Annotated in this window: 16 protein-coding genes and 2 pseudogenes; 10 read left to right on the top strand and 8 right to left on the bottom strand. The window is 47.4% G+C overall.

The window, feature by feature from the left end; genetic code table 11:
* Positions 1 to 23 precede the first annotated feature (23 nt).
* Complete coding sequence (locus JCM23214_RS10605) at positions 24 to 347, bottom strand: DUF1476 domain-containing protein (RefSeq protein WP_025898928.1); 324 nt, start codon at positions 345 to 347, stop codon at positions 24 to 26.
* A gap of 174 nt (positions 348 to 521) precedes the next feature.
* Positions 522 to 650 (bottom strand): hypothetical protein, encoded by a 129-nt coding sequence (locus tag JCM23214_RS25975; protein WP_267879402.1) that lies wholly within the window; start codon positions 648 to 650, stop codon positions 522 to 524.
* 2 nt (positions 651 to 652) lie between these two features.
* On the opposite strand from JCM23214_RS25975, the gene purC reads away from it, so the two are divergent.
* From purC to grxD, 6 genes and pseudogenes are all read left to right on the top strand, one after another.
* A complete protein-coding gene (gene purC / locus JCM23214_RS10600) occupies positions 653 to 1417 on the top strand; it encodes a phosphoribosylaminoimidazolesuccinocarboxamide synthase (protein WP_025898927.1) in 765 nt (254 codons plus the stop codon).
* A gap of 59 nt (positions 1418 to 1476) precedes the next feature.
* Positions 1477 to 1719, top strand: coding sequence for a phosphoribosylformylglycinamidine synthase subunit PurS (gene purS / locus JCM23214_RS10595; protein WP_025898926.1), 243 nt, complete (start codon positions 1477 to 1479; stop codon positions 1717 to 1719).
* A 31-nt stretch (positions 1720 to 1750) separates the two neighbouring features.
* Positions 1751 to 2438, top strand: a pseudogene (gene purQ / locus JCM23214_RS20270) (phosphoribosylformylglycinamidine synthase subunit PurQ).
* Positions 2439 to 2446: 8 nt separating this feature from the next.
* Positions 2447 to 4642: a phosphoribosylformylglycinamidine synthase subunit PurL gene (gene purL / locus JCM23214_RS10585; protein ID WP_025898925.1), complete on the top strand. Its 2196-nt coding sequence runs from the start codon at positions 2447 to 2449 to the stop codon at positions 4640 to 4642.
* An 18-nt stretch (positions 4643 to 4660) separates the two neighbouring features.
* Entirely contained in the window at positions 4661 to 4897 is a 237-nt protein-coding gene (locus JCM23214_RS10580) for a BolA family protein (RefSeq protein ID WP_025898924.1), read from the top strand.
* 29 nt (positions 4898 to 4926) lie between these two features.
* Positions 4927 to 5262, top strand: a complete 336-nt coding sequence (grxD, locus tag JCM23214_RS10575; protein ID WP_025898923.1) for a Grx4 family monothiol glutaredoxin — start codon at positions 4927 to 4929, stop codon at positions 5260 to 5262.
* A gap of 52 nt (positions 5263 to 5314) precedes the next feature.
* Here the strand turns inward: grxD and JCM23214_RS10570 are convergent, their stop codons facing one another.
* On the bottom strand, positions 5315 to 5665 hold the full coding sequence (locus tag JCM23214_RS10570; RefSeq protein ID WP_025898922.1) for a VOC family protein: 351 nt from the start codon (positions 5663 to 5665) through the stop codon (positions 5315 to 5317).
* 65 nt (positions 5666 to 5730) lie between these two features.
* Between JCM23214_RS10570 and JCM23214_RS20265 the strand changes: the two are divergent.
* The 3 genes and pseudogenes from JCM23214_RS20265 to JCM23214_RS10560 all read left to right on the top strand — a co-directional run.
* Positions 5731 to 6614: pseudogene (locus tag JCM23214_RS20265) on the top strand (alpha/beta hydrolase); the annotation flags it as partial.
* Positions 6615 to 6758, top strand: coding sequence for an alpha/beta hydrolase family protein (locus JCM23214_RS23115; RefSeq protein ID WP_234397698.1), 144 nt, complete (start codon positions 6615 to 6617; stop codon positions 6756 to 6758).
* A gap of 4 nt (positions 6759 to 6762) precedes the next feature.
* Positions 6763 to 7743, top strand: coding sequence for a hypothetical protein (locus JCM23214_RS10560; protein ID WP_025898921.1), 981 nt, complete (start codon positions 6763 to 6765; stop codon positions 7741 to 7743).
* 25 nt (positions 7744 to 7768) lie between these two features.
* Here the strand turns inward: JCM23214_RS10560 and prfB are convergent.
* From prfB to JCM23214_RS20260, 4 genes are all read right to left on the bottom strand, one after another.
* Positions 7769 to 8873, bottom strand: a protein-coding gene (gene prfB, locus JCM23214_RS10555) for a peptide chain release factor 2 (RefSeq protein ID WP_148301843.1) whose coding sequence is annotated in 2 segments (ribosomal slippage) — positions 7769 to 8803 and positions 8805 to 8873 — 1104 coding nt in all. Because the reading frame shifts where the segments join, the coding sequence is not laid out codon by codon here.
* A gap of 60 nt (positions 8874 to 8933) precedes the next feature.
* A complete protein-coding gene (locus tag JCM23214_RS10550) occupies positions 8934 to 11372 on the bottom strand; it encodes a penicillin-binding protein 1A (protein WP_025898919.1) in 2439 nt (812 codons plus the stop codon).
* Positions 11373 to 11518: 146 nt separating this feature from the next.
* Positions 11519 to 11821 (bottom strand): N-acetylmuramoyl-L-alanine amidase family protein, encoded by a 303-nt coding sequence (locus JCM23214_RS25970; RefSeq protein ID WP_051548130.1) that lies wholly within the window; start codon positions 11819 to 11821, stop codon positions 11519 to 11521.
* On the bottom strand, positions 11791 to 12597 hold the full coding sequence (locus JCM23214_RS20260; RefSeq protein ID WP_159104340.1) for an N-acetylmuramoyl-L-alanine amidase: 807 nt from the start codon (positions 12595 to 12597) through the stop codon (positions 11791 to 11793). The genes JCM23214_RS25970 and JCM23214_RS20260 overlap by 31 nt, the downstream gene beginning before the upstream one ends.
* 615 nt (positions 12598 to 13212) lie before the next feature.
* On the opposite strand from JCM23214_RS20260, the gene JCM23214_RS10535 reads away from it, so the two are divergent.
* Entirely contained in the window at positions 13213 to 15948 is a 2736-nt protein-coding gene (locus tag JCM23214_RS10535) for an Rne/Rng family ribonuclease (protein WP_025898918.1), read from the top strand.
* 40 nt (positions 15949 to 15988) lie between these two features.
* Here the strand turns inward: JCM23214_RS10535 and JCM23214_RS10530 are convergent, their stop codons facing one another.
* Positions 15989 to 17131 (bottom strand): pyridoxal phosphate-dependent aminotransferase, encoded by a 1143-nt coding sequence (locus JCM23214_RS10530; RefSeq protein ID WP_025898917.1) that lies wholly within the window; start codon positions 17129 to 17131, stop codon positions 15989 to 15991.
* Positions 17132 to 17156 lie beyond the last annotated feature (25 nt).

The raw sequence follows: 17156 nt of genomic DNA, 5'->3' as shown, positions 1-17156 counted from the left end.
TTTTGTGAATTATTCAAATCATTTCAGGCTTCGTTTCGAACCTGGTCTCTGGCGACTGCCATAAGATCATCCATTTCCCGGCGAATGCGATGATCAGACATTTCAATATTTTTGGCGTCAAAATCCCGCCGCAACTTTCTGAAAACGTCGTCATCACCTTTTTCTTCCAGATCAGCGACGATTACTTCTTTGGCATAAGCATCAACAGCTTCGCCTTCAAGTCCCATTAGTTTTGCGGCCCATTGACCAACTAATTTGTTGCGCCGGGCATTTGCCTTGAATTCAAGTTCACTGTCATGTGCAAATTTGTTTTCATTGGCTTTGCCACGATCTTCAATACCAGCCATCTTCTGATCCTTTAAGTTACCGCTTGCTGCACCCAAATGTGAGCGTTTTCAATATGCTATATATTTAACATGATTGTGGCAGCGTCAAGCGACAAGAATTTTTTAAATTTTTATTGCACAAATACATAGGAAGAGTTGTGTTTGAATGACATCTGAACTATGTTCCGCTTGAAATTAAGCAGCCCGGTCTGCTTCTGCCAGCGAATTGGGATGAAATGCCTGATAAAGATGCACAAGTCCTCTCATTCGTTTAACTTTTAGCGACGACCAATCCAGCATTTGGTCTAACAGTTGGAGTGACATCCATGACCCGCCGTAGACGAGTCTACGAAGGCAAGGCTAAGGTTCTTTTTGAAGGCCCTGAACCCGGTACTCTCGTTCAGTATTTTAAAGACGATGCAACTGCATTTAACGGTGTGAAAAAATCCACTGTGACAGGCAAAGGCGTTTTAAATAACCGTATTTCCGAACATCTTATGAGCCGAATTGGTGAAATGGGAATCCCAAATCACTTCATCCGTCGGCTGAATATGCGTGAACAGCTCATCAAGGAAGTAGAGATTATTCCGGTTGAGGTCATTGTTCGCAATGTTGCCGCCGGCTCTATCTGTACACGGCTGGGATTGACGGAAGGGCAACCGATGCCCCGTACGCTTGTGGAATACTGTTTCAAGTCTGATGATCTGAATGATCCACTGGTTTCAGAAGAACATATTACCGCCTTTGGCTGGGCCTCTTCGCAGGAATTGGATGAAATAATGTCCATGACATTGCGTATTAATGATTTCCTGTGTGGTCTTTTCACGGCGATAGGTATTCGCCTTATCGATTTCAAACTGGAATTTGGCCGTTATTTCGACGGAGATGAAATGCAGATTATTCTGGCTGACGAAATCAGTCCGGACAACTGCCGTCTGTGGGACATCGCGACCAATGAAAAGCTCGACAAAGACAGGTTCCGCAGAGACCTGGGTGGTGTCGAAGATGCCTATCAGGAAGTTGCAAAGCGCCTGGGCATCATGCCAGAGGGTGGCCCTAACGACCTTAAAGGGTCGAATTCAATGCAATAAATGTAAAGGCGCAAATTCTGCGCCTTTTTTCTTGACCAAAATACTCAAGGTTTAAGTCTATGAAAGCTCGCGTAACAATCTCTTTAAAAAATGGTGTACTCGATCCGCAAGGAAAGGCGATCGAACATGCGTTGCATGGTTTGGGGTTTGATGGCGTCAATGATGTCCGGCAAGGAAAGATTATTGAGCTGGATCTGGGAGATATTGCCAAGGAAAACGCCGCCAGCGAGGTGGAGCGCATGTGTACACAATTGCTCGCCAATACCGTAATTGAAAATTACAGCATCGAATTGCTCGATTAAGTTCATCTGACGCAGAAGGAGACTGAGCCCAATGAAGGCCGCAGTTATAGTTTTTCCAGGGTCCAATTGCGATCGTGACATGAAAGTTGCCATCGAGCAGTCACTGGGCCATGCCCCCTCCATGGTCTGGCATGCAGACACCGAACTTCCTCCCACTGACCTTATTGCCATTCCCGGCGGGTTTTCCTATGGCGATTATCTGCGCTGCGGAGCTATTGCAGGAAACTCCCCCATCATGCGGGAAGTTGTCAAAAAGGCCAGTCAGGGAACACTGGTTCTGGCTGTCTGCAATGGTTTTCAGGTTGCAACAGAAACCGGCATGCTGCCGGGTGCGTTGCTCCGCAATGCTAATCAGAAATTCATCTGCAAGGATGTGGATCTGAAAGTCGTGTCGGATAACAAATATTTTGCCGGCTCCTTCACTAAAGGGGACACAGTCCGCTTCCCGGTTGCCCATCATGATGGAAATTACTTCGCCGATGAAGAAACCCGCAAACGTCTGCACGGTGAAGGCATGATCGCTTTTCAGTATGCGGATGCAGATGGCAATGTGAATGCTGAGACCAATATCAACGGTTCAGTGGATAACATCGCCGGCATATACAATGAAAAAGGCAACATATTAGCTGATGCCGCATCCGGAACGCCTGATAAGCGAAGAGCTGGGTGGCACGGACGGCAAAGTGTTTTTCGATAATCTGATTAATTCCTTAAGCTGAGTTTTGACATGACTGAAATCACAAAAGAAATCGTAGCAGAGCATGGCTTGTCAGAGAGCGAGTATGAGGAAGTCCTGAAAATTTTGGGCCGCGAGCCAAATCTTACAGAACTGGGCATATTTTCGGTGATGTGGAGTGAGCATTGCTCTTACAAATCATCAAAAAAATGGCTCAAAACATTACCAACCGAGGCTCCCTGGGTGATTTGTGGCCCGGGTGAAAATGCAGGTGTTGTCGATATCGGCGATGGACAGGCAGCCATTTTCAAAATGGAGAGCCATAATCACCCCTCCTATATTGAACCCTATCAGGGTGCGGCGACAGGTGTCGGCGGCATCATGCGAGATGTTTTCACTATGGGAGCACGGCCGATCGCCAATATGAATGCCCTGCGGTTCGGGCATCCGGATCATCCAAAAACACGGCATCTTGTATCCGGTGTCGTCGCCGGAATCAGTGGTTACGGAAACTGCATGGGTGTTCCCACAGTTGGTGGTGAGACAAACTTTCATGAAAGCTATGATGGAAACATCCTCGTCAATGCCATGACTGTGGGTCTGGCTGATGCAGATAATATTTTTTATTCCGCAGCGGCAGGTATCGGCAATCCCGTTGTCTATGTGGGGTCTAAAACCGGCCGGGATGGAATTCATGGGGCAACCATGGCTTCGGCTGAATTTGATGACGATAGTGAAGAAAAACGACCTACAGTTCAGGTTGGAGATCCGTTCACCGAAAAACTTCTTCTGGAGGCGTGCCTTGAACTGATGGCAACAGATGCCATTGTCGCAATTCAGGATATGGGTGCTGCGGGCCTGACATCATCTTCCTTTGAGATGGCGGATAAAGGCGGGGTTGGTATTCAGTTGGATCTGGATCAGGTTCCCATGCGTGAAGTGGGGATGACCCCCTATGAGATCATGCTATCCGAAAGTCAGGAAAGGATGCTGATGATCCTAAAACCCGGCCGTGAAGAAGAAGCAAAAGCGATTTTCCACAAATGGGAGCTGGATTTTGCTGTCATCGGTAAAGTCACCGATACAGGACGGATGGTCCTGACGATGAAAGGTGAAGTCGCGGCAGACCTTCCCGTTGCCCCCCTTGCTGACGCCGCACCGGAATATGACCGGCCTTGGGTTAAAACCAATCCTCCTGCCCCTTTGATGAGCAAGGATGTTAAAGCCCCTGAAGATTTGAAAGAGGTTCTTGTCAAGCTGATGGGATCGCCTGCAATTGCCAGTCGCAGGTGGATTTGGGAGCAATATGATCACATGGTTATGGGCGACACAATCCAGCGCCCCGGTGGTGACGCTGCGGTGGTTCGTGTTCACGGTACGCAAAAGGCACTAGCGATCACAACTGACTGTACTCCACGCTACTGTTTTGCAGACCCGAAATCAGGAGGTGCTCAAGCTGTTGCAGAGACTTGGCGGAACCTGACAGCAACAGGCGCCAAACCTCTTGCCATCACGGATTGTATGAATTTTGGAAATCCGGAGCGCCCTGAAATAATGGGGCAATTTGTCGGATGTATCGAAGGCATGCGCGAGGCCTGTCTGGAGCTGGATTATCCTGTCATATCAGGGAATGTCTCCTTATATAACGAGACAAATGGCACAGGCATCTTCCCAACACCCGCAATTGGCGGTGTTGGCCTTTTGAAAGACGCATCACAAATGATGACTTTGGCCTTTAAAGGTGAAGGTCAGTCCATATTTGTGGTTGGCGAAACCCGCGGAGAGATGGGGCAAAGTATTTATCTGAAAGAGATAGAAGGCCGTGAAGAAGGCGCACCGCCAGCGGTCAATCTTGCCGAAGAGAGGAAAAACGGCGATTTTGTCCGATCGATCATCGAACAACGGGTTGCGACCGCAGTGCATGATATTTCAGATGGCGGATTTTTGGTGGCATTGAGTGAAATGGCGCTCGCCGGAAATGTAGGTGCAGAAATAACCCTTCTGACTGACAATGAGTTACACGGGTTCTGTTTTGGTGAAGATCAGGCGCGATATATTGTGACTTCGAATTCTCAAGATGTGGAAAAAATCACTAATGAAGCGAAAAAAGCGGATGTATCTCTTCAATTAGTTGGAACGACCGGTCATAATGGATTGAAGATCAATGATGTGCTATCCATATCTTTGGAAGAGATTAAGGAAGTACACTCAAATTGGTTGCCCAATTTGATGTCTGCACCAAAGTAGCAACAGGAGTTAAAATCCATGGCAATGGATGCAAGTGAAATTGAGCGATTGATACTGGAAGGAATTCCGGATGCGCAGGTAAAAATTACAGACCTGCGTGGTGACGGTGATCATTATGCAGCACTGGTTGAATCGCCCGCTTTTGAGGGTATTCCCCGTGTCAAACAGCATCAAATGGTGTATGAAGCGCTCAAAGGAAAAATGGGTGGTGATCTGCATGCGCTCGCATTGCAGACTTCGGCCCCTCAGAAATAGTTTTAGATATTAAACAAAAGGATCTCAACATGCTTGATCAAGCTACCAAAGATCGGATTACTCAGGAAATTTCCTCAAACGATGTCGTGCTGTTCATGAAAGGCTCCGCAGTCTTTCCACAATGTGGATTCTCGGCGACAGCAGTTCAGATCCTCTCTCATCTGAATGTAAAGTTTTCCGGCATTGATGTGCTGACTGATCCAAGTATTCGCGAAGGTATCAAAGAATATAGTCAGTGGCCCACAATTCCTCAGTTATATGTGAAGGGTGAGTTTATTGGCGGCTGCGATATTATGCGCGAAATGTTTGAAACCGGAGAGCTGCAAGGCCTTCTGGAAGAAAAACAGGTAGCCAAAGCATCCTGATTTTAGCTTTTGTTTCCAAACTGCAAGACGGCACCATTTTTGGTGCCGTTTTTCATTTATGAGAGATGATGTTTAAGATTTTACCCGTGGGATCTTTCACATAAAATCGCCTGACGCCCCATTCTTCGTCACAGATATCATAAACGATTTCTGCGCCAAATTTCCGAGCCTTTTCGTAAGTCTCATCAACGTTGGTGACTTCAATGGACACGTCAGGAACATCGGTTCCGTTTCCACCTTCTGCGGCAATACTGATTTGTGGTTTACTCGTTTCACTACAAGCGAAAGTCAGTATCCAGTTCAAATCCATTACCACCTCCAACCCGAGGACTTTTTCATAGAAGTCTCTTGCCCTTTGTGGATCAGGCATCTTAAAATTAGGGACTATTCTTTTGACCGTCATGAAAGTAACTCCCATCATTTTCTGCGCGGAAACTTTTCCACAATTCACTTGGATACGGAGGGGGCATGGATCAGGAAAAGCTTGCCAAAATTCTGTGTAAAATACCAACCGGAATTTTTAATCTGCTCTATGTGGGTCGCAGAATTAAAAAAGATGGCCAACTGTTAAATGCGAAAGCCCAATTCCTTTGCGCTGTTGTGGATAAACAATCCGTTTCCATCGAAACGGAGACGGTAGAAAACGCCCGTGAGCAAATCGAAAAACTGGCAGGCACCCTAGGTGGAGATTATGTCCCTCTTCCTTATGTTGAAGATTTCATCATCCCAAGTGAAAACGGACCAATTCCCGCCAGACTCTATAAACCTACGGATACCGGCGAAAAATTACCGGTATTACTTGGTTTCCACGGGGGCGGCTTTATCCGCGGATCTGTCAATTCACATGATGGTTTATTCCGTCGCCTTGCCAAGATGTGGAATTTCGCAGTCATTTCAGTCGATTATCGCCTTGCACCTGAGCATAAATTCCCGGCAGCAGTTGATGACGCCTATTCCGCTCTTCGCTGGGTGCAGGAATTTGGGGCACAAAAGGGTTTGGATGCCCAGAAAATAGCTATTGGTGGAGACAGTTCCGGTGGCAATTTGGCGGCGGTTGCCTGTCACGACGCCAAGAAAAATGGAACTCCACAACCGGTTATGCAGGTCCTTATTTACCCCACTACAGATTCTCATTTCACGGCGAATAGTCATAAACTTTTTTCCAGTGGATTTTTCCTGACTGAAGAGAGAATGCACTGGTACCGGGAGCATTATCTGAATTCGCCACTAGATAGGGACAACCCAAGAGCATCCCCATTAAGCGAAGAAGATTTTTCTGATCTGGCCCCTGCCTCATAATTACGGCGGGATTTGACCCCCTTCGTGATGAAGCGGAAGAATATGCACAAAAGTTGAAGGCTGCCAATGTTCCGGTGGGCATGGTGCGCTTTGAAGGCATGGTTCACGGTTTTAGCTCTTTAAGTGGTTTGCTGCCTGATGCAGATAAGTCGCTGGAGTTGGTCGCGAAATCCTTGTCCCAAAAATTTGGGAAATAACCACGTGCATCGTTTTTTAACCCCCTTTTTATCGCTGTTTAAAGAAAGCGTAATCGTTTATTGGGGGCTGTTGAAGATCATTGTTCCTGTAATGATCATCGTTGAAGCGTGCATTCGAGCTGGTCTTATTGAAGTTTTAAGTGATTGGACCGCCCCGTTCATGTCCCTTTTTGGCTTGCCTGCAGAGGCAGCTTTGTTACTGGCAACGGATTTACTTGTGGGGTTATACCCGACGGCTGTTGTTTTGCTGGCCCTTACACCAGAGGTGTCATTTACAACGGCAGATATGACTGTTATTGGGGGGATGATATTATTCGCCCACATCCTGCCGGTTGAGCAGGTTATCGTCAAACGTGCGGGGGTGTCGCTTATTTTTTCGTGTGCGACGCGATTGATTGCGATGGTAATTTACGGGTTTCTGGCACATTGGATAATATCTGGCTTGGATTTGTTTAACGAGCCCGCAAATATTCTGATCGCCATCGAAGCGAGTGAGACAGATGGCAGTTGGACAGAATGGATCATTTCTTCAGCAAAAAGCCTGTTTTACATATTCTGGATACTCACGGCACTTATTGCGATGCTCCGATTGCTGGAATTCCTTGGAATTACCAAATGGATATTAAAAGCGCTCAGCCCAGCCCTGCGATTGATTGGCATAGGTCCCAACGCTGCGCCACTGACGATGGTTGGTATTTTGTTGGGGCTTTCATTTGGGGGTGGCTTGATAATTCGCGAAGTGGATAAAGGTGTGCTTAATCCCAGAAGTGTCTGTATCGCCATGATTTTTCTAGGTTTCTGTCACAGCCTGATCGAAGACACTCTCTTAGTGATCGCATTTGGCGCACATTGGAGCGGCGTACTCGTTGGCAGGGTATTATTGTCTATATTACTTATTCTGCCACTCGCCTTTTACATCAAAAGAATGCCTGAGGGTCATTTTCGGCTAATATATTCGCGGAAAACAGGACCAGCGAACGAATAAACGCCGCTGGCCCGATAATGCAAAATTAGTCTTCGCCCACTCGCTGAGACAGAGCAGCAGCAAGATATTCATCCAGATCGCCATCCAAAACCGATTGGGCATTTCCTTTTTCAACACCTGTGCGCAGGTCTTTGACCATTTGATAAGGGTGCAGGACGTAAGAGCGGATTTGGTGTCCCCAGCCGATATCAGTCTGCTGTCCACGCGCTTCATTGGCGGCTTCTTCACGCTTTTGAAGCTCCAGCTCATAGAGTCTGGATTTCAGCATCTTCATGGCAGCAGCCTTGTTTTTATGCTGAGAGCGGTCATTTTGACACTGAACGACAACATTTGTCGGAATATGCGTAATTCGAATAGCAGATTCCGTCCGGTTCACATGCTGTCCGCCAGCACCAGATGCTCGATAAGTATCAATGCGCAGGTCTTTCTCCTCAATTTCGATATCAATATCGTCATCAATAACGGGATAGACACCGACAGATGAGAAGCTCGTATGGCGACGGGCGTTTGAATCGAACGGAGAAATCCGAACCAGCCGATGAACGCCAGATTCTGTTTTCAGCCAACCATAAGCATTTTCACCGGAAATTTCGATCGTAACAGATTTCAGTCCGGCTTCTTCACCGGCACTTTCTTCCAATATTTTGACTTTATGCCCGTGTTGTTCTGCCCATCGCATATACATGCGCAAAAGAATTTGCGTCCAGTCTTGCGATTCTGTACCGCCAGCCCCTGCATGAATTTCAAGATAGGCGTCATTTCCATCGACTTCGCCGGAAAGCATGCTTTCAAGGCGACGTTTTTCAGCCAGAGTGCGAAGATCTTCCAAAGCTTCTTCAGCTTCTTTAAGTGTATCCTCGTCTTCTTCCATCTCAGCCAGATCAATCAATTCAATTGTATCTTCCAGATCCTGATTGATAGCCTTGTAGGAGGTAATCGCGTTTTCCAGATTGGTCCGTTCGCGCATCAAGGCCTGAGCTTTTGATGGGGAGTTCCAAAGGTCTGGATCTTCTACGAGTGAATTCAACTCGTCTAGGCGTCTAACTGCGTTATCCCAGTCAAAGATGCCTCCTCAGCAGATCTAGCGCCTGCTTGATTTCATCGACAACGGCCTGATGTTCGGCTCGCATAACTACTCCATTATTTTCTATAAGAATTAATCGCAGCAGAACCTAATTGTTCATGAACGATCAGTAAAGACCACCAGTTCCAAAAGTGACCGGATTTTTCTCTCTATCAAGCGAAATACCGGTTGCCTTGGCATTTTCACTTCCATCCAGAACCTGACCGCCCAAAGTCAAATCATCATTTACTTTGAAAGCTTCCAGAATCACTCCCCTATCGCCGGGTTGCGCTGGCTCACCAGTTTCTGCTTTCACACGAACAAGCCGAATACCTTCAGGCACCCTAAAGGGAATAGAAGGCTTATCTTTAAGTGCTTCTTTCATGAAATCACGGAAAATTGGAGAGGCAACCCCCGCCCCTCCTTCTTTGGGGCCAAGGCTTTTAGGGTTATCAAATCCAACATAGACCCCTACAGCCAGATCGGGAGAAAAGCCGATAAACCAAGTGTCTTTTGCATCATTCGTAGTACCTGTTTTACCTGCCAGCGGTTTTCCAACCTCGCGCACGCGGCGCCCGGTGCCTCTCTCAACTACACCTTCGAGCATTGAGACCACCTGATAGGCGGTTGGCGCAGAAATAATCTGTTCGCGAAGGTCAACCAGATCAGGCATATCCTGATCTCGCCATGAGGATGCCCGGCACCCTTTACAATCCCTGACATCATGTTTGTATATTGCAACGCCACGTCGATTTTGAACTCTGTCGATCAGGGTTGGTGTGATTTCCTTTCCCCCGTTCACCAGAGACGCATAGGCTGTCGTCATTTTAAGCAAGGTTGTTTCCATCGCCCCTAACGACATGGCAAGTGTCTGTTGCAGATTGTCGTGAATACCAAATCGCCGGGTGTAGTCCGCCACCACATCCATACCTATTGAACGTGCCAATCTGACTGTCATCAGGTTCCGGGATTTTTCAATCCCCAGTCTGAGGGTGCTGGGACCATAAAATTTCTTCGTGTAGTTGGCAGGCTTCCAGCGGTCCCCGTTTTCCTGAGTGATAACAAACGGACCATCCATGATTTTGCTTGCCGGGGTAAAGCCACGATCAAGAGCAGCCGCATATACAAAAGGCTTGAATGCCGAACCTGGTTGCCTTTGGGCCTGTACAGCACGGTTAAATTCAGATCGCTCATGGCTCCACCCGCCGACCAGAGCAAGAATTCTGCCCGTATGCGGATCCATTGCCACAAGTCCACCGGAAACATCCGGTATCTGCTCAAGACCAAACAGACCAATTTCTGCATTTTCCCCTTTTATCGGATCGACAGCTACGACATCACCTACTTGCAGGACGTCCGCCGGCTTATCAGGATAGCGTCCCACTTTCTGACCTTTAAGCCAAGGACGGGCCCATTTCATATCTTCAAAAAGAATACGGCCCTTTTCACCTGTTTTCAGGCCAATAACTACGTCTTTCGCAGCGACTTCCAAGACAACTGCCAATTGCCATGGGGACAGACCAGCCGGTTCTTTTAATGCACGCAAGGGCTCCAACCATCCGTTTTCGGTATCCAAGCTGTCGATAGGACCGCGCCATCCATGACGGCGATCATAATGACGAAGGCCGCTTCTTAGGGCGTCTTCGCCAATGCGTTGCAAGGAGGCCTGCATCGTGGTTCTGACGGAAAGTCCTCCGTCATAAAGACCTTCAACGCCATACAGGTCATAGAGTTCACGTCTTACTTCCTCTACAAACCATTTGGCCTGCAGAACTTCTGCATCGCGACCTTCTTTAACCTGCAGTGGGCTGTTCAGGGCTTCTTCAGCTTGCTCCGCCGTAATGAAGCCTTCGTCCAGCATTCTGCCAATGACCCAATCGCGTCTGCCTTTCGCGCGTTCAGGGAACCGGAAAGGGTTGTAATTATTTGGGGCTTTGGGCAAGGCTCCAAGGTAAGCCATCTCAGCAATCGTTAGATCGTTTAGAGACTTATCGAAATAATACAAAGCCGCCGCCGCCACACCATAAGCTCGGTGTCCCAGATAAATTTCGTTCAAATATAGTTCGAGAATACGGTCTTTGGATAAACTGTTGTCAATACGAATGGCAAGGATGGCCTCCTTCGCTTTTCGCTCGTAAGAAACCTCGTTGGTGAGCAGCATATTTTTGGCAACCTGCTGCGTGATGGTTGAGGCCCCTACCAGTCGGCGTCCCTGCCCGATATTCATAATATTCACGCCAATCGCGCGGGCAATCCCAATGAAGTCAATGCCCATATGTTCGTAGAAATTCTGATCCTCTGCAGCAATAAATGCCTGTTTTACTTTTTTGGGGATAGCAGTAATGGGAACAAACATACGACGTTCACGGGCGTATTCTGCAATCAGGCTGCCGTCTGCCGAATGAACACGAGTCATGACCGGTGGCTCATAACTGGCCAGCTGTTCATAATCAGGCAAGCCTTTGCCAAAATGCCAAAAGCCATAAAATATGACACCAGCCGCTGCCATAGATCCCAAAATACTCAGGCAGAGAAGAACAACCAGTATTTTTAAAAAGCGTTTCATCTCATGTTACCCGAAATTTAAAATTTTGGCGGTGGTCATAACGATACTTCTGACTAACATTTTCTATACAAGGCGGATGTGTCAGGATCATGGCTCAATTTCGTTAAAATATTTCTCAACTGCCCGTGAAATTGCTTTCGCCATTTTCAGTTGGCTGATTGAGATTTGAGAAATTCTTCATCCTGTCTGTTGGAAAGATAGCCAAGTTCAACAAGAACTGAGGGCACATCTGGCGCTTTTAGCACACGAAAACCTGCGAAGCGATGTGAGCGACTTCCGGTTTTGATGCCACTGCTTCGAAATTCAGGAAGCAGCAACTTGGCAAATTTGACGGAAAAATTCATTGTCTCCCGCTGTGCAAGGTCAATGAGTATTCCCTGCACAGTATCGTCCTGTTCCTGCAGGTCAACGCCAGCAATCACATCCGCCTTGTCATGATTTGCTGCCAATGCTGCCGCTTCCGCATCTGATGCATTTTCAGACAGGTGTAAACGGTGGATCCGCGAATATCTGACCTGCCAATGGAGTCTGCATGTACTGATATGAACAGATCGCCTTTATATTCCCGGGCTATGTCCACCCTTTCCCTCAGGCTTAAAAACGTATCGCGGTCACGGGTGAGAATAACTCTGTAACGGTTATCCTTTTCAAGTTCCGTTTTTAGCTTCTTTGCCACTGCAAGAGTCAGTTTTTTCTCATAAATTCCACTTTTTCCAATAGCGCCCGGGTCGATGCCACCATGACCTGCATCAACAATAATAGTGTGCTTTAGCTGGCTCCTTGGAATGGGAACATTTTCCTGACGCGGCTTTATGGCGGCAACCTGACGTTTGCGACTTTCTTCAACGGATTTGGCAAATTGCGCCTGATCCGTTTTCGCGATATCGATAAAAAAACGATAAGGTTTTTTGTCTGTTGGCGGAAGAATGGTTTCTCTCAGGATTTTCACCGGGGTTTTCAAATCGAGAACTATTCGGCTGGTACCCTGACGAAATAAACCATATCTGTAGCTTTCGATCAGACCTACACCCTTTTTCGACGTCGCCTCATCCAGCCAGTTAACCTCTTGCATATCAATGACGAGCCGGTCGGGATTTGGCAGGAAGAAAATTTTATATTCGGGTTTTTGATCTATTTCGATAACAAATCTGGTCTTGTCTTTGTGAAGACCCAATCTGACATCTGTGATTGTGGTTTGTGCAGCGTAACCGGGTGTTGAGATCAAGCAACAGATTGTCACCCAAATACAAATTTTCAACAAACTGCGCAACATTGAGGTGGCACTCTCGCGTTTAAGTCAATCAACAGATCGCAAACTGGGTCGGGATCGCAGGGATCCACCGGAAATTTCCGTTTTTTTACAACACCTAATATGCTTAACATCGGCTAATAGTATGCTTTCACACCGTGTCAATAACAAGGCTTTTGCCAAATCACTGGCCACGGTCAAAAGTTTTTTTCACCATAAGTAATTATTCGTTTGTGATGTTGCTGACAAGTAACTATCATCAGCCTGTGAGTTTCTGTGGTCAGTCCCAACTTATGCGTTTTGGCATATGATCGGGCGGCGCCGCTTTCGACAGCTTTAGCTGGCATCTATTTTGAGATCCCCTGAGCGTTGGAAGGCAGTGCTTAAGACAATGCAGAGAAAGATTTAGTGAAACTGAAATCGTTCCGCGTCTCTATAGTATTGAGGTAATGCGGGGTCGGCAGCCGATAAAACCCAGTGTAGTTGAGGATTTTCCTCCATAGGTAAACGGGACGGCGCTAGCGATTTCCAAAAAACATAAGACTGCATTTCTCTATCTCACAGGAGGAATCCCAGTCACGGAGCTTATATATGGCTACGCGTATGCTTGTTGACGCGTCTCACAATGAAGAGACACGTGTAGTAATTGTTAAAGGTACCCGTCTCGAAGAGTTTGATTACGAGACAGCATCAAGAAGGCAACTTAAAGGTAATATATACCTGGCAAAAGTCACCAGGGTTGAACCTTCCTTACAGGCGGCTTTTGTGGAATATGGCGGTAATCGCCACGGTTTCCTTCCTTTTTCTGAAATTCATCCTGATTATTATCAAATTCCTGTCTCTGACAGGGAAATGTTGCTGGAGCAGGAAAACCTTGCGGCGAAAGAAGCCTCTGACGACGATGAGGAAGATCTTGAGCCACAGGAAAAATCTGCTGCCGAAGATGGTGCGGATGATGAAACACAAACAGCATCCGATGAGACTACATCTACATCAGATGAAGGTTTTGACGATGATGTGGCTGTTGTTGATGATGAAGGCGATACCCTTGGGGGGCTGGAAATTGTCGAAGACGATGCTGAGGATATTGTCGAGAATTTAGGCGGAGATGATGAGCCTGAAATTACCCGGCAGGCACTGGCAAAACGGAATTATAAAATTCAGGAAGTCATTAAACGTCGTCAGATTCTGCTTGTTCAGGTCGTAAAGGAAGAACGAGGCAATAAAGGCGCTGCGCTGACAACCTATATATCTTTGCCAGGTCGCTATAGTGTGCTTATGCCAAACACTGGACGCGGTGGTGGCATCAGCCGTAAAATCAGTAATCCTGCTGATCGGAAACGGCTTAAAAAAATCGCTTCCGAGCTGGATGTGCCAGATGGAATTGGTGTGATCATTCGGACAGCGGGGCTGAACCGGACCAAGGTGGAAATCAAGCGCGACTACGAATTTCTGTTGCGTCTGTGGGATGATATCCGTGAGCTGACACTCAAATCCATGGCGCCAAGCTGTGTTTACGAGGAAGCAAACCTGATCAAAAGATCTATACGCGACCTCTATTCAAAAGAGATCAATGAAATTCTCGTAGAAGGCGATGACGGATACCGCATTGCCAAGGATTTCATGCGCAAATTGATGCCAAGTCATGCGAAAAAGGTTCAACCTTATCGTGACCGCATCCCCCTGTTCCATCGGTTTCAGGTCGAACAGCAGTTTGCATCCATGTATAACCCGGAAGTCCAGTTGAAATCTGGCGGTTATATTGTGATCAATCCAACGGAAGCACTTGTTTCTGTTGATGTGAACTCTGGCAAGGCGACTAAAGAGCGCAGCATTGAAGAGACTGCGTTGAAGACCAATCTTGAAGCGGCCGAGGAAATGGCGCGTCAATTACGTCTTCGCGATCTGGCAGGACTTATTGTTATCGACTTCATCGATATGGATGATAATCGCAACAACAAGGCTGTTGAGCGCAAACTGAAAGAATGTCTGAAATCTGATCGGGCCCGCATTCAGGTCGGCAGGATAAGTCCGTTTGGGCTTCTGGAAATGTCAAGGCAGCGTTTGCGTCCATCATTTTTGGAAACGAGCACAAATAGCTGCCCAACTTGCGGGGGCTCCGGTTTTGTTCGCTCGACAGAATCTACAGCGTTGCTCATTATTCGGGCACTCGAAGAAGAAGGTGTTCGTGAAAGAAGCTCCAAGATTACGGTTACAGTGCATACGGATGTAGCAATTTACCTGCTTAATCAAAAACGTGCTGTCATTCAGGAGCTGGAATCGCTGTATGGCATAACAATTCTGATAATGGCTGACCCAACCATGAACCTGAACGATCACAAGATTGATCGTGAAAAAGGATCCGGTGGTGGACAAGTCGTACAAACAGCCAACTCCACACAGGAAAGCAATGCTGTTCAGGTAGAAAATGAAGCTACGCCAGATGATGGTGAAGAAAAGGAAAGCAACTCGGCCAAGCGCAGACGCAGACGTCGCAGACGGAAAAACCGTGATGAGCGCAATGACAATGTGGATACTGAGGAGGCTTCTGCTGATACAGTTGAAAACACTGGATCGACGGATGAGGAGGCTTCGGATGATGAAGAGCCACGTCGTCGTCGTCGCGGTAAACGCGGTGGCCGCAGACGCTCACGTAATTCATCAACAGAGCAACAGGGTGAGAACGAAACTGCTTCAAATGCATCCGAAGAGATTGAACCTGAAATTGTTGTCATTCCGATAGGCGGAGAAGAGCCGGAGCATCCTGAAGTCAAGGCAACTGACGAAAAGGAAAGTTCTGAACGTAAGCCCGCTCGCCGTAGGGGCCGCCCAAGAAAAGCTAAACCGGAAGAAGAAAACAGTGGATCGACCGAAACTGTTGCCGCCGGTGATGAAGCTGAAGTTTCTTCAGTTGAGGAAGAGGCCAAACCTGAAAAGGTGCGTCCCCGACGACGCAGAAGCCCCCGCCGGAAAAGTGAAGAGACTTCTAAACAGGCTGCTGAGGCGAGACAGGAAACCGAAACGGTAGACATTGAGCCGGAAATGGTCCCGCTTGTTGCGATCGAAGATGAGGAGACGGAAAAGCCGAAGGCCAAGCCCAAACGGACCCGTACCCGTCGCAAGAAGCCTGAAAATGAAGAGCAAGCGACTGAGGTCAGTGTTTCCGAAGAAGGCAAAGAGCCCAAAGTTACTGAAACTGTCGCAGAACAAAAGCCGGAACCTGTTCAGGCTCAAGAGCAGGTAGAGATTTCTACTGAAGCAGCTTCCGAGCCAAAGGCTGAAGAGCCTAAAAAGCCAAAACGCAGAGGCTGGTGGAGCCGGCGATAATTATGAAGAACGAAAAGGGAGCTTAAATGCTCCCTTTTTTTTATTGTAACCACGACTTGAGTGCAGAGATCGCCTGTTGCATCACGGTATATGACCCAGCGAATGACAGGCGGATATATTTGTTGCCATTTACCGGATCAAAATCAATTCCTGGCGTTGCTGCAACACCGCATTCAACCAGCATGCGTTTGCAAAAATCCATGCTGTCCGTGGAGAGATGGCTGATATCGGCATATATATAAAAAGCTCCATCTGCGGCCGCCAGTTTATCAAGGCCCAGTTTTGGAAGCTCTTCCAGCAATAGGGATCTGTTTTTTTCATAATTGGATTTGAAAACTTCCAGCTCATCCTTGCAATTGAAAGCTTCAATGGCAGCATACTGGCTGACTGCGGGCGCTGAAATATACAGGCTTTGCGTTAGCCTTTCGACAACACTCACCAGATTTTCAGGTACAACCATCCAACCAAGTCGCCACCCGGTCATGGAAAAATATTTTGAAAATGAATTGATGATAATTGATTTGTCGCTGTATGACAGTGCGGAGACGGCTTCCGTTGTATAGGTCAGGCCGTGATAGATTTCATCAGATATGAAATGCATATCCCGCTCATCACAATAATGAACAAGATTTTCCAATGCAGTCGGTGTCAGCATTGTCCCTGTCGGGTTTGCAGGGCTGGCAACCAGCAAGCCATGAACAGGCTCGGCGACCTTATCGATGAGTTCCGGGGTGGGTTGAAAATTGGTATCAGGGCCGCAGAAAATTCCAACAGGTTCCAGATCGACAGATTTCATGATATTTCGATAGGCAGGATATCCCGGCTCCGCCAAAACCACTCTTTCAGACGGGTTGAACAGCGACAGGAAAGAGATCAGAAATCCGGCGGAAGAGCCAGTGGTTACCACCACCCTGCCCGGATCCAGATCTATGTCATACATATCACCATAATGCTTGGCGATTGCAGCACGCAAAGCAGGAATACCCAATGCTTCTGTATACCCGATTACCTTCTTATCCAGTGCATCTTTGGCAGCTTGCAATACACGTGAAGGTGCTGAAGTCGCAGGTTGTCCGACTTCCATGTGGTATACAGTTTTACCTTCAGCTTCCAGATTGTTCGCTGCTTTCATCACCTCCATTGCGAAGAATGGAGATACATTTGCGCGTTGAGCGTACTTCAAAATAACACCTGTACGTGATCGCCAA

This window comes from Sneathiella glossodoripedis JCM 23214, assembly GCF_000616095.1.
GTDB lineage: Bacteria > Pseudomonadota > Alphaproteobacteria > Sneathiellales > Sneathiellaceae > Sneathiella > Sneathiella glossodoripedis.
This window is presented reverse-complemented; position numbering and strand designations above follow the sequence as displayed.